Raw genomic sequence first — 12,768 nt, forward strand, 5'->3', positions numbered from 1 at the left:
TCATACACCTCAAGCTATTGCGCCTGTGCGCGCTTTTCGAGATAGGCCAAGCCTTTTGCAATGACACCGTCAATCGGCTCATGATTCTCCATATCGATCTGGACTTTTGGCGCGATGCTTTTGATTTGTTCCACGACCATTCCCCTCAGCAGGTCGTGCTTTTGCAGCACGCCGCCCTGCAAAATCATGGTGAATGGCACCTCGCCGAGCGCAAGCTGCGTGATGACCGACTGGGCAGCCAACGCCAGCTCCTCGCTCGCTTTTTGCAAAATCCGCATGGCTGCGCTATCGCCCGCTTCTGCCGCGAGCGAGACGAGCGGGGAGAGTTCAGCGGTTTTTTCCACAGAAAAATCAGGGCTGTACGCCCAGTTGAAAAGCGCTTCGACATGATCAAGGCCAAGATGGGTCAGGAGCAGATCCGTCAATTGCGTCGCGCCCGATCGGCCGTCTGCTGCGCGCAGCACTTCCTGCACGGCCTGCTTGCCGATCCAGTAGCCGCTTCCCTCGTCGCCGACCCGATGTCCCCACCCGCCGGCTCTCGCCGTGGTGCCAGCCTCATTGATACCGTAGGCGATGGAGCCCGTGCCCGCAATCACCAGGATGCCGGCCCCGCCTTTCGTTGCGCCCAGGAGCGCGGCGAACCCGTCGTTCTCCACGATCAGATCGTTCACCTGAATGGAAAGCTCGCTTAATGCCGCCGACACCATCTGCTGGATGATCTGGCGGTCGCGTTCCGTATCGAGACCAGCCAGACCGAAGACGGCACACGCGACTTCCCATTCCGCCTGCCCGGCTTCGATTCCCTTGCGCTGACACACCTCGTGCATCGCCGCACGAATCGCTTTGATAACTTCCTGTTTGGCAGCCGCCTCGCCGATTCCTTGGTAGTTGCAGGAACCTGCCCGGCCTGTCCCGAGCAACGAGCGGTCCGCTTCCGCAAAGACGGCCAGACATTTGGTCCCGCCGCCGTCCACCGCCAAAAGCGGAATCTGGATGCGGGCCATTACGCTCCACTCCATTTCGCCATGGTGTCGTCCAGTAAACGGAGCGCGGCCGCATTGGCGCTTACCCGCTCTGCCCAATCGGTGCGCTCGCTGGCGAGCTTTTGTTTTCTCACGGCGATCATGCGGTTCATCTCCTTGGCACTAGGGCCGCCCGGCAGCGAGCGGATTGCGACGAAATGAACAGGATCGAGCGCCTGGGACAGCTGCGCTTCCGTCAGCTTGAGATCGTGGCCAAGCACGGCCTGTGCAGCATCGTTGACCATGGCAAGGCTGATCTGGTTCGCGCTGATTCCTTGGGCGACCGCCGCCTTTACGACATGGCTGACGATGTGATGGGCATTGCGGAACGAAAGCCGATCCGTGCGCACCAGCGTATCAGCCAGCTCGGTCACGGTGGCAAAGCTGCCTTTTGCCCGCTCCAGCAAGCCTTCTCGGTTGACCTCCAGCGTGCCGATCACGCATGCCAGCAAGCGGTACATCTGCTCCAGCACGGACAGGCTCCGCCATACGTATGGCTGCATGTCATCTTCTGTATCCACGATATCACCAAAAGGCGTATTGTGCATCATGGCAAGTACAGTTCCCGCATTTCCCGCCGCGCTTGACAGCAGGGAGCGCATATGCTCGAACGAGACGGGATTGCGCTTTTGCGGCATGATCGAGCTGATTTGCACATAGGGGCTCGCCACTTTCACGACGGCGAACTCGGCCGTGCACCATGTCAAAAAGTCTTGCACGGTCCGCCCGAGATTGATCGCAGCCAATTGCGTCGCTGACGCTGCTTCGCCCAAATAATCGGCACCGCCGATCGCATCATAGGAGTTTTCCACCAGCCCGTCAAAAGCAAGCAGCTCCGCCATGCGCTCCCGGCTGATCGCAAAGCCGGACGTCGTCAGTGCAGCCGCCCCCATGCTGCTGTGGTTGCAGGTTCGGTACGCGCTCTTCAATCGCTCGATGTCGCGGCTCAGCGAATCGACGACCGCGATGATGTAGTGCGCCATCGTCGTCGGCTGCGCCTGTTGGGTGTGCGTGTAGCCGATCATCACCGTCTCCGCGTGCTCTTCTGCAAACGCGAGCAGCTGCTCCTTGAGCAACAGCGCGGAGTTCAGCGCGACAAGCAGTTTTTCGCGCAGCACCATGCGGTAGATCGTGACGCCCATATCGTTGCGGCTGCGGGCCAAATGCAGATTGCCGGCAATATCGCCGGCCGCTTTCAGCAGTTCGTCTTCCACCTGAAAAAACAGATCCTCGAATTGGCCGGTATACGCCGCCTGGCGCAGCGCCTCCATATCAAGCGAATGAATGGCGCGCGCAATCGCCCGCGCTTCGTTTTCCTGCAGCAGCTCCGTTTCGCGCAGCATGATCAGGTGCGCTTTGTTAATGGCCATCATCGGCCCGAGCAGATGAACCTTCGCTTCGTTGAACGCCGGCGCGAGCACGGCTTCCGTGTAGGTTTTCCCGGGAAACCGCTCCCCCTCCTGCTGGAATATTTGCTCTTTACCTTTCATCGTTTCCACTCCTCCCCGACTGATTGGCCCTGCGGCTTTATCGTTTTAAACTGATCATATTGACGAACATGCGGATCGCCCCCGGTACCAAAGCGGGAATTTCGCGGAACCAGGCGAGCGAGCTGTAGGTATAGGTTCCTTTGCCATACGGCGCGGTGAGAAAAATCCCGCGGAATTCCGGCTCTCCCGGATCGCTGGTAGCAATCAGCTCGCAATATTCGCTGCCCCATCGGGCCGGATTGTAGATCGACCGCTCGTGCACCCAATTTCGCCAGTCGTCGTCGGTGATCAAATTGGGCGTATGGAAAACCGGATGATCGGGTGCGAGCACGGTGATCGGCGAATTTTCATCGGTCACCCGCCAGTCGATCAACGACTCGCCCAACACGATCGGATAGGGCGCCAGCTCCTTTTTCCACTTGTCTTCCGGCTTGTGGTACTGGACGACAAGGTTGCCGCCGTTCTCTACATACTGCAAAAGGCGCTGGTTGCTGCAGGTGAGTTCGCGCAAAAAGCCGTATGCCCGTATACCCAGCACGATCGTGTCGTACTGGCTCAAATCGCCGTACTGGATTTCGTTTACTTCGAGATTGACGCAATTGACGCCGATCTGGCGCAAATAGCGGTCGATGTTGTCAAAACCGCTCGACACGTAGCCAACCCGCTGGTTGTGCGGAATGCGCAAATCGAATGCCTGGATCGTCAATTGGGCCGGTTGGATATGATACGTCCGGCGAATGTGCGGGTACTCGATCACCTGTACATTCTTGTCGCTTGCGATCGTGCCATCCGTCTCGCGGGCGATCGGGCGGATCACGTACTGACCGTTTTCGACGGCTGCCCCCGGCCTTACCGTGAACGCTGCCGATTTGGTTTCATCCTGAAAGGAAAACGACAGCTCGCATGCGGCAGGCTCTACGCTCCAGCCGTGGGGAACGTCAAGCGTGATCACGGTTTGCGACGGATCGGGACGGTAGTTTTTGACAGCCACTTTGACATCGATCACTTCCGAGGCGTGCAGCGTGTTGAGAATCGTGGCAGCGGGGCTCGGCGTCAAGGAGTAGGCCGGCAGCACAGCCACCTGCATGTCAGGTGCAACGCGGATGCAGCTCCCGGTTCCGAATGCGGCATACTCGACCACCGCGACGGCAGCTGGCGGCTCGTACGGCCGGAACTCGTTGGCATCGAGGGGAACCGTCACTTCAAAGATCGCGCTTCCCGTCTGGTTGTAGCCCAATTTGGGGATGTGGACCTCTGTCAAAGGTTCCGCCCGCCACCCTTCCGGCAGCTGCAGGCGCAGCTTGAGATCGAGCACATCGATCGAACCGCCGTTGTACACCGTGACCGCCATGCGCGTCGTCTGCCCCGCGACCAGCTCGCCCGACTCCGGCTTCAGCTTGACGACGAGTGACAGTGCCTCCCTGCTCGCCCTGTTCAGCTGCGCTTCCTTGACGGACAGCCTGTGCAGGACATCGCCCTTTGCCTCCTCGGTCAAACCGGATTGCCGGACAACCTCGATCGCATCCGCAAGCGTCGCTTTCATCTGGTGAACGCGGAACGCAACCTGTGCGAACCGCGGATAAGCGGCGATCGCTTCCGCCGCATCCGCGTGAAGCCGCAGCAGCGCTTTGATCACAGCCGGCTGCTGATGCCGCGCCGCAATCTCCAAGGCCAAATCTTCAAACGTAAAAGCGATCCCGTCGAAATAATCCGGCTCCCGGTCTTTGGCCGGGTGAATCGATGCTTCCAGCTTATAGTAGTTGGAGGTGGGCCCTTCATCGTAATGAACCCCCATCCCCTGACTTTTGTGCATGAAACGGGCATCCTCGCCCAGTTGGAGATAAGAGGCTCCGTACATCTGATCGTAATCCCCGACAGGTACCGCTACATGGTAATCGCAAGCATCCGCCGGCGCATACAGCTTTTTGATCTGCCACGGTTTGAGCCCTTTCTCTTCATGCTCGGGAAACACGAGCGGATCGGCGGCATCTCTAAAAGCGCGGCTCGTCAAGATCGCGATCGCCCGGTGGTGCCCGTGCGTGGTCGGTTCATTCAAAAATGTTTGGATGACAACATCGGGGCGAAGCTCCCTGATTTTGCGGATGAGCCGTTCGTAGACGACGGTTTCCCCCCATTTCCGAAACGTCTCATCCGCGCTTTTGGAAAAGCCGAAATCATGGATCGCGTCACCCGGCGCCTCGCTCAAGATCCCAAGCGTCACGTTGCTCGCTTTGGATGCTTCCTCCAGCTCTCGCGTGCGGATGATCCCGAGCGCATTGCCGAGTTCGCAGCCGATCTCGTTTTGACCGCCTTCCCCGCGCGTCGCGATGATGCTCGACGTGCTCACGCCTTTTCCCAATGAAAGATACGCGAGCATCGCGCTGTGCTCATCATCGGGATGTGCCCCCGTATTCATCGCGCTCGCGATCGTTGACAGCGGTTTGATCGCCGTCCATAGATCGATCAGTCCATGCAGACTCCTCGTACTGCCTTCACTGTTCCCCACGTGAAGCTCCTCCTTTTTTTCCTTACACGGCAGTGCCCGCCTTGTCTCCCGTCAGCTTTTGGGCGATGAACAGGACGACGATGATCACGATGATTTGCAGAACGCCATAAGCGCAGGCCGTACCGAATTCAAAGTTATACATCCGCTGAAAAACAGCGACAGACAAAGGTGTCGTACTCGTGGTGAAAATCAGGATGGAAGCGACGAATTCGCCGATGCACTGCACGTATGCAAGCAGCGCGCCGGCCAGTACCCCTCCGAGCGCCATCGGGAAAACGACGCGGCGGAAGCTGTACCACCAGGAAGCGCCAAGATTGCGCGCAGCCTCCTCCACCGATCCGTCCATTTGCATCAGCGTCGCCGAGGTGGACCGGAACACAAGCGGCAGATGGCGGACGAAGTAGGCGAGCGGCAAAATCCAGAACGTTCCGATCAAAACCTGCCCGAAGCTGAACACCGTCGGCTGGTTGAACGCCGCGATCAGATTGATCGCCACCACCGTGCCCGGCAGCGCCCATGGCAGCATGATGAGCGCATCCATCAGCGTTTTGCCGCGGAAGCGCAGGCGCACCATCGCATAGGCAGCGGCCACGCCGAAAATGATGATGCCGACAACCGCGATCAGACTCAGCTTCAAGCTGTTGGCGATCGGCTTCCATGTTTTGCTGTCCGTAAACAAATCGATATAATGGCTTGCCGTATACTGCGGCGGCAAGATTTGCACGGTCCATGTGCCGTCGACGGAGAACGAAATCAACACCAATACCAGAATCGGCAGCATGAGGATGAGCGTCGCGATGAAGGACAGCAGCATCGAGATGTACTTGCCGGCCTGGCTTTTGATCTCGGTGCGATGGACGCTGATACCTTTGCTCATGTTCTGGTAATTGCGCGCCCCCTGGTACCAGCGCATGATCAGCAAAAATGCAATCGAGACGACAGACAAGATCGTCGATTGTGTCGCCGCCATATCCAGATCGCCATTGGTCCGCGCCAAATAAATCTGCATCGTCATCGTCCGGTCGATCCCGAAGATGAGCGGTGCGGTGTAGGATGCCATCGCGATCATGAACACCAGAAGCGATGAGGCGACGATCGCCGGCGTCAGCATCGGGATGATCACGCGGCGCCAGATGGTGAAGCGATTGGCGCCCAGACTCGCAGCCGCCTCCTCAAGAGAAGGATCGAGCCCGCGGATCGCTGCTTGCGCCGTCATGAAAAAGTACGTATACATCGTGAACGTATGCACCACCAGCACGCCCCAAATGCCTTTTAGCGAAAACGGAACCTGCTGCAGATGAAACAGCTCTTTTAATGCGCGCGGGATGATCCCGCTCTCTCCGTACAAAAACGTAAACGACAGCACCCCGATCAACGGCGGCAACGCCATCGGCACCAATGCGAGAACCGACAAAATTTTGCGTCCGGGAAACTCGTAGCGCTCAAGCAAAAAGGCCAGCCCGACGCCGACGATGCCGCAGGTGATCACGCTCAGGACACTAATGTAGATGCTGGTCCAGAGCGCCTCCAGATTGGCGGTATGCTCCAGACTGAAAAACTTCAGGTAGTTTTTGAAGGTGATTTGCTCATCCACCTTGATGCTGGCGATAAACGTTTCAAACAGCGGATAGATGACATAGGCCAATAAAATGAGAAACAGCGGCGCGACAAGGACGTAAACGAAATAAGGCGAGGCGGTCAGGGAAAGTCGTCTGGACGCGACAGGCTGCTTTTCTAGTTCCAGCTTCATGGCGTTCCCCCCTTAGCCTACGAAATACACATGCTCGTGTGGGATGTGCTGCAAGATCTCCTCGCCGCGCTGCTTCACCCGTTTGCCTTGGCTGATCATCATGCTCCGCAGCGAAAACGCGCCCGCATTCGTCACGTATTGCGTCGAAGAGCCGGTAAATTCGGCGAACTGGATCGTTCCTTTGACGATGTTCTCACCAGCGGCATCGGTCGCTTCCTGGATCGTTTCCGGCCGGATCGAGACGGTCGTTTTTTCACCCGCCGCAAGCTTGCATCGGGGCGAGGCGTTTTGCACCAGACCGGACAAAACCACCTCGGGAGCGATGCGGAGACGCACGATGCCGTGTTCGACGGATTCGACGACTCCCTCCAGCAGATTGGTTTCGCCGATGAAGGATGCGACAAAGCGGTTGAGCGGTTGGTGGTAAATCTGATGCGGGGCTCCGATCTGCTGCACTTCGCCTCCCTGCATGACCATGATGCGATCTGACATGGACATGGCTTCCGCTTGATCATGTGTCACATAAATCGTCGTAATGCCCAGCTCCAGCTGGAGCCGCTTGATTTCCTGGCGCGTCTCGTCACGCAATTTCGCATCCAGATTGGACAGCGGCTCATCCAGAAGCAAAATTTGCGGCTCGATGACCAAAGCTCGCGCCAGCGCGACACGCTGCTGCTGACCGCCCGACAACTGGTCGACGCGGCGGTCGCCATAGCTGTCCAGTCGTACCAGCTGCTGGATTTTGGCGACGCGCTCTCTGATTTCATGCTTGGGCATCTTGCGCACTTGCAGCCCGAACGCGATGTTCTCCGCCACGGTCATATGGGGAAACAGCGCGTAATTTTGAAACACCATCCCCGTATTGCGCTTGTGGGGCGGCAATGATGTCACATCCTGACCGCCGAAGCGGATTCGCCCTTCATTCGGAAAATAAAAACCTGCGATCATCCGCAGCGTCGTCGTCTTGCCGCAGCCGCTCGGGCCAAGAAACGTGAAAAACTCCCCGGATTCGATATGAATGTCTACTTCTGCCACGCCTTTCGCGTTGCCAAAGCGCTTGCTCACGCGCTCCAATGTTACACTGCTCATGGGAACCCTCCCTTGCCATCACGGTGGAAAATGAGAAAAAATGAATGTGACTAGACGGAAGTGCCCTTCCGCCTAGTCTTTTTGCTGCATTCGCTTATTTGCCGCCCTTGCCTTTGATGTTTTCATCCCAATACTGCATCCACTCTTTTTCCTTGGATGCCATGACATCCCAATCGAGCTGCAGCGGTTTCAGCTCCAGGTTTTTCATGAAGTCAGGCAGGTCGTCTTTGCTGATGTCGGTGCGCGATGGGAACTGGAAGCGGTCTTTTGCCAGAACGGACGCAACCTCCGGACTGAACAGCACTTCATAAAACTTTTTCGCGGCATCCATGTTTTTGGCGCCTTTGATCAAGGCTACGCCGTCCACCAAGATTGGTGCACCGCTTGCCGGATAGACGAAATCAAACGGATGGTTGTTTTTCTTGCTTTGCAAAAGAACGTCTTGCAGGTTCCACAGGGAGATTGCGCCTTCCTGGCGGTCCAGCTTCAGGTACAGGTTGGTTGGGTCTTGCGTGTATTCTTTCGTATTGGCATCGAGCTTTTTCAGCCAGTCATAGCCTTTTTCCGGCGTATCCGCGCCTTGACGGAAAATCATCGCGGAGTAGATGGTTCGCATCGTGCCGGATGGCAGTACGTTGCGGATCACGATTTTGTCCTTGTACTTCGGATCGAGCAGATCATCCCAGTCTTTTGGCGCATCTTCTTTTTTGATCGCCTGCGGATTGATCATGATGACCTCGGGCAGCAGCATCTCACCGTACCAGCGATCCTGTTTGTCTTTGTACAAGTCTGGAATCTTGTCGCTGAACGTTGGCTTGTAAGGCTCGAGCAAGTCTTCGTTCGCAGCGGTCGCCAGGGCGGATTGCGTACCACCCCACCAGAAGTCGGCTTGCGGGTTCGCTTTCTCGGCGCGCACGCGCTCCAAAATTTGCTGCGCACCCATTTCCAGCGTTTCCACTTCAATGTTCGGGTACTTTTCTTTGAATTTTGGCAAAACGATTTCGAAAATGTTTTTGTCACGAGCCGTATAAATAACCAGCTTCTGCGGATCGCCAGACGCTGCCGGCTGTGCCTGTGGCTGCGTGGTTGCCGGCGTCGCGGATGTCCCCCCGCCATTGTCTTGCGGTTTTGCCGTTTCACCGCCACCGCCGCCGCATGCGGAGACTGCAAGCGCCAATGAGCTTGCCATCAAACCAAAAATCCACTTCTTCACACCAAACTCCCCCTCTGTTTTTCATTAGATTGGATGCGACCGCTTGCGGTCAACAAAAACGGTCATGACCGTTTTTGTTACACTTTATCAAGCAATCTGGCGGACGGAAACGCCTCCAACACGCTGTGAACCGCGCCGACCAGACCTGCTTTCTCCCCCAGCCTTGCTTTTTCGATGCGGGGAACGACTGGAACCCATTCGCCCAGCCAGTTGCGAATCCGCTCCCCCCCTCTTTCGTCGAGATGGATCATCTCTCCGCTCAAAATCAGCAGCTCCGGGTTCAGGACGCTGATGATGTTGGCCATGCAGAATGCCCAGTGCCGATGAATGTCAGCAAGCAGCGCTTCCGCTTCCTCATTGCCTTGTTCAGCATGCCAGGCGAGCCGCTCGATGACGCTCTGCCCTTCCTCCAGGCCCGAGAGAATCCCCTTTGCCTTTTCCTTGATGCCCAGCACGGAATAGTTGTGTTCAAAGACGCCCAGTTCTTCCCCGTGCCGATTATGTACAGGCCCGATCATCATGTAGCCGATTTCCCCTGCCGCCTCGCGACTTCCGCGAAAAAACTGGCCGTCGAGGATAATCCCGGCTCCGATTCCCGTGCCCACGTACATGTAGACCAGATTGGATGAGTCGACGCCCACCCCTTTTGCATACTCGCCCATTGTCATCATATTAACGTCGTTATCGATGATGACAGGCAGTCTGAGCTGCTGCTCCATCTCCTGCTGCACCGACAGCCCCATCCAGCTGGTGGACAGCGAGTAGCTGACGGTCCCCGTCCCTCTCTGGGTGATGCCGGGCAAACCGACGCCCATGCCCAGCAGACGGTCGCGCGTCAAGCCGCATTCTTTCAACAGATCGGTCAAGGCAGCGTCCAGGTCCGCGATCAGCGCTTTGCCATCGGTCGACTGCTTGAGCCGCGTACGCGACTCGGCGATGAATTCCCCTTTGAGATTGGCGATCGCCATCTGCAGATACGAGCCTTCAAAAACCGCGCCCGCGATCGCATAGGCCTGGTAGTTGTAAGCAAGCAAAATCGGCTTGCGTCCTCCCTTGGAATCGCCGATCCCGATCTCATGCAGCAACCCTTCTCGTATCATCTCGTCTACCAGTGCGGATACGCACGGGCGACTCAGCTGTGTTTGTTTGGCGATTTCGGCGCGGGATATTTGCTGATTCACGATCACCTGCTCCAAAATCGCCTCCTTATTTAACTTTTTGACTCGTTTGGTGCCCCCGGTTTTCTTCAGCTCCGTCACCGAATGATGTCACCACCAAAATTAGTAATTATAACTAACAAAGTTACCAAGATTATACACCCTGCTTTTTCCAATAGTCAAACTATTTTGCTTTCGACAGTTATTGTTACTTGTAGAAAAATCCGATACACTCGCCAAATACAAACGTGCGTTCCTATCTCTTGTGCATTCGAGCAAAAAACGAGCATCCCCCCGCTGTCCTTTGGGAAAGATGCTCGTTTCTCACGCGCTACCTGATTTCATATAAATAGTAGATATAGTCGGTAGAAGCGCCTTTCTGCCCCAGCTGACGCATCATCGCAGTCAGATTGCCGCGGTGGTAGGTGCCGTGGTTGACAACATGCTGGACGATTTCGAATGGGGTGGCGTGCAGCGTACCAAACGCCGGATGTGTATAGGAATTCGTGGACGCATAATCTTCTTTCTCCATTAAAAACGTCCGGAACCGTTCTGCCAGCGAACCGTACAGCTGCTCCATCTCCCCGAGGCTTTTCCCTTTCACTTCTTCCATTACGCCAGGCATTTCCGATACAGTCTCTTCATAGCTTTTGCCGCTGACCGCGCGGAGCCAAACGTTATCGACGATGTAAATATGCGCAACCGCATCGTACAGCGTCGGAAACACGCTTTGGAGCTGCTCGTGGTACAGCCCTGCCGGCAGCCCCTTTGCATGATCGAACGTTTTGCGGTTTGCCCATACATGATAGTCGTATAGCTTCAGCGTTTCTTTTTTATTCATGAGTTCCTCCTCGTACCGATGTCATCCATCGCTTTTTTCTCTATGATAAACGCACTTCCCTGACAAAACCTGTCAGTGGAGTTACTCACTGTCATCATGTTGGTAAAAATCCAGCAGGTCTGTAACGATCGCCACCATCCGCTCCTTTAGCTGAAGAGGCTCGAGCACCCGGATCGCCTTTCCATAAGAGAGCAGGAAATAGGGGGCCAGCGATTGGATCATTTGTTCATCAAGCTTGAGGTGAACGTGCGTTTCGGAGCGCTCGATGACGATGTGGCCAAGCATCCAATGATTGCACAAATCATCAAGCGCTTGCGGTTTGCCCACGATGTGAACCGAGACCAGCTTGTCCGGCTGCGCCGGATCAGGCAGCAGGCTTTTCATGAAAAAATGCCGGGCGGAAAAAGCGTCCGGCCGCACAAAACTCGCTTCCGTCCGAACGAGCGCGCGAATGCGATCGACGCGAAAGCTCCTGATTTCGCCGCGCAAATGGCAATGGCCCACGACATACCATTTGTTTTTCCAGTTGACCAGCCCGTACGGATCGATCAGCCGGCTTTTGGGCAAAGGCTCTCTGCTCGTCTGATACTCCATCGCAAGCGTGCGGCTTTCGGCCACAGACAGCTCCAGGTCCTTCAAGTAATCGGTCAATGACGAGTCGGGCGGCGGTTTGATGACATCGAAGCCAACCATATGGCGGTTGATGGTTTCAAGCTGTTTCTCATTTGTATACCGCTTCAGCTTGGAAACGGCGCTTTCCAACGATTCGCCGAACGGATAACCTGCTTCCTGGGCAAAAACCGCTGCGTGAATCAGCGCCTTCTGCTCATCCAGATGGAAAAACAGCGGAGCCTCCGTAAATTGGGACAGAAGGCTGTAGCCCCCGTAATGCCCAGGGTCCGAAACGATCGGTACGCCGCTAGCACAGAGAGCGTCGATGTAGCGATACACCGTGCGGATATTGATCTCCAGCGCCTCGGCAAGCTGCTTGGCGGTCATTCGTTTGCCCACTTTCAGGAGCCACAAGATGGAAAGCATGTTGTCTGCTTTGGACATGTTCTTCTAAATTCCTTTCCTGATCGGCACCGACAGAACAGGCTGAACACGAATGGCCGTGCCTGCCCTTATATTTGCAGCCGATCTTTTAGCAAGCTTACATCTACTTCCACATTTTCCAGGCGAATTCCTTGCAGCACCTGTCTACGCTCGTGGCGGTCAAACTTGTCACCCAGCAGGGAGACCTCTTCTTTTAGCAGATCAACGTCGACTCGCAGCTCCCTGACCTCTTCTTTCAGCAGATCGACGTCGACTCGCAGCTCCCTGACCTCTTCTTTCAGCTCTGCAACCTCTTGCTTCAAAACAGCGACTTCTTCCTTTAACAATGCGACATCTTGCTTCAGCATCGCAACGTCCTGCTTTAACATCGCAACATCCTGCTTCAGCACCGCGACATCCTGCTTCAGCACCGCGACATCCTGCTTCAGCACCGCGACATCTTGCTTCAACTCAGCTACATCTTTTTTTACCTCCGCCAATTCCTGACGAAACTCATGATTGTACTCAATCAGCTTGCCCACCTTGCCAACCAAATCCACCAGCAGTTCCTTTTCCGTCATCCTTGCCTCTCCTCCCTCAACGTCGATTCCCGGTCGTGCCTATTTGCTTTCTTTCTATCTATATTATTGCGAAAGATAGAATGC

10 protein-coding genes are annotated in these 12,768 nt (G+C 56.0%); all 10 read right to left on the reverse strand.

Annotation, left to right across the window (positions count from 1 at the left end; translation table 11 throughout):
• Positions 1 to 14 precede the first annotated feature (14 nt).
• On the reverse strand, positions 15 to 1,004 hold the full coding sequence (locus ACTID9_RS20895; RefSeq protein ID WP_441066806.1) for an N-acetylglucosamine kinase: 990 nt from the start codon (positions 1,002 to 1,004) through the stop codon (positions 15 to 17).
• Positions 1,004 to 2,512, reverse strand: coding sequence for an argininosuccinate lyase (argH, locus tag ACTID9_RS20900; protein ID WP_441066807.1), 1,509 nt, complete (start codon positions 2,510 to 2,512; stop codon positions 1,004 to 1,006). The genes ACTID9_RS20895 and argH overlap by 1 nt, the downstream gene beginning before the upstream one ends.
• Positions 2,513 to 2,549: 37 nt before the next feature.
• Positions 2,550 to 5,018: an NEW3 domain-containing protein gene (locus ACTID9_RS20905; protein ID WP_441066808.1), complete on the reverse strand. Its 2,469-nt coding sequence runs from the start codon at positions 5,016 to 5,018 to the stop codon at positions 2,550 to 2,552.
• Between the two features lie 22 nt (positions 5,019 to 5,040).
• Positions 5,041 to 6,768 (reverse strand): ABC transporter permease, encoded by a 1,728-nt coding sequence (locus ACTID9_RS20910; protein WP_441066809.1) that lies wholly within the window; start codon positions 6,766 to 6,768, stop codon positions 5,041 to 5,043.
• A gap of 12 nt (positions 6,769 to 6,780) precedes the next feature.
• Entirely contained in the window at positions 6,781 to 7,857 is a 1,077-nt protein-coding gene (locus ACTID9_RS20915) for an ABC transporter ATP-binding protein (RefSeq protein WP_441066810.1), read from the reverse strand.
• 94 nt (positions 7,858 to 7,951) lie between these two features.
• Positions 7,952 to 9,046 (reverse strand): extracellular solute-binding protein, encoded by a 1,095-nt coding sequence (locus ACTID9_RS20920; RefSeq protein ID WP_441072675.1) that lies wholly within the window; start codon positions 9,044 to 9,046, stop codon positions 7,952 to 7,954.
• 101 nt (positions 9,047 to 9,147) lie between these two features.
• The gene (locus tag ACTID9_RS20925) at positions 9,148 to 10,329 is read right to left on the reverse strand and encodes an ROK family transcriptional regulator (protein ID WP_441066811.1); all 1,182 of its coding nucleotides are present in this window, start codon (positions 10,327 to 10,329) and stop codon (positions 9,148 to 9,150) included.
• A gap of 229 nt (positions 10,330 to 10,558) precedes the next feature.
• A complete protein-coding gene (locus ACTID9_RS20930) occupies positions 10,559 to 11,068 on the reverse strand; it encodes a DinB family protein (protein WP_441066812.1) in 510 nt (169 codons plus the stop codon).
• 81 nt (positions 11,069 to 11,149) lie between these two features.
• Complete coding sequence (locus ACTID9_RS20935) at positions 11,150 to 12,124, reverse strand: helix-turn-helix transcriptional regulator (protein ID WP_441066813.1); 975 nt, start codon at positions 12,122 to 12,124, stop codon at positions 11,150 to 11,152.
• A 68-nt stretch (positions 12,125 to 12,192) separates the two neighbouring features.
• Positions 12,193 to 12,684, reverse strand: a complete 492-nt coding sequence (locus ACTID9_RS20940) for a hypothetical protein (protein WP_441066814.1) — start codon at positions 12,682 to 12,684, stop codon at positions 12,193 to 12,195.
• Positions 12,685 to 12,768: the final 84 nt, after the last annotated feature.

Source organism: Brevibacillus fluminis (assembly GCF_052072235.1).
In the GTDB taxonomy this organism is placed as follows: Bacteria; Bacillota; Bacilli; order Brevibacillales; family Brevibacillaceae; genus Brevibacillus_D; species Brevibacillus_D fluminis_A.

What these genes read in the sequence shown, in the direction of transcription:
- ACTID9_RS20930 (WP_441066812.1), bottom strand. Translation starts at nt 11,068, where the DNA reads ATGAATAAAAAAGAAACGCTGAAGCTATACGACTATCATGTATGGGCA.
- ACTID9_RS20940 (WP_441066814.1), bottom strand. Translation starts at nt 12,684, where the DNA reads ATGACGGAAAAGGAACTGCTGGTGGATTTGGTTGGCAAGGTGGGCAAG.
- ACTID9_RS20920 (WP_441072675.1), bottom strand. Translation starts at nt 9,046, where the DNA reads ATGGCAAGCTCATTGGCGCTTGCAGTCTCCGCATGCGGCGGCGGTGGC.
- argH (WP_441066807.1), bottom strand. Translation starts at nt 2,512, where the DNA reads ATGAAAGGTAAAGAGCAAATATTCCAGCAGGAGGGGGAGCGGTTTCCC.
- ACTID9_RS20910 (WP_441066809.1), bottom strand. Translation starts at nt 6,768, where the DNA reads ATGAAGCTGGAACTAGAAAAGCAGCCTGTCGCGTCCAGACGACTTTCC.
- ACTID9_RS20915 (WP_441066810.1), bottom strand. Translation starts at nt 7,857, where the DNA reads ATGAGCAGTGTAACATTGGAGCGCGTGAGCAAGCGCTTTGGCAACGCG.
- ACTID9_RS20935 (WP_441066813.1), bottom strand. Translation starts at nt 12,124, where the DNA reads ATGTCCAAAGCAGACAACATGCTTTCCATCTTGTGGCTCCTGAAAGTG.
- ACTID9_RS20895 (WP_441066806.1), bottom strand. Translation starts at nt 1,004, where the DNA reads ATGGCCCGCATCCAGATTCCGCTTTTGGCGGTGGACGGCGGCGGGACC.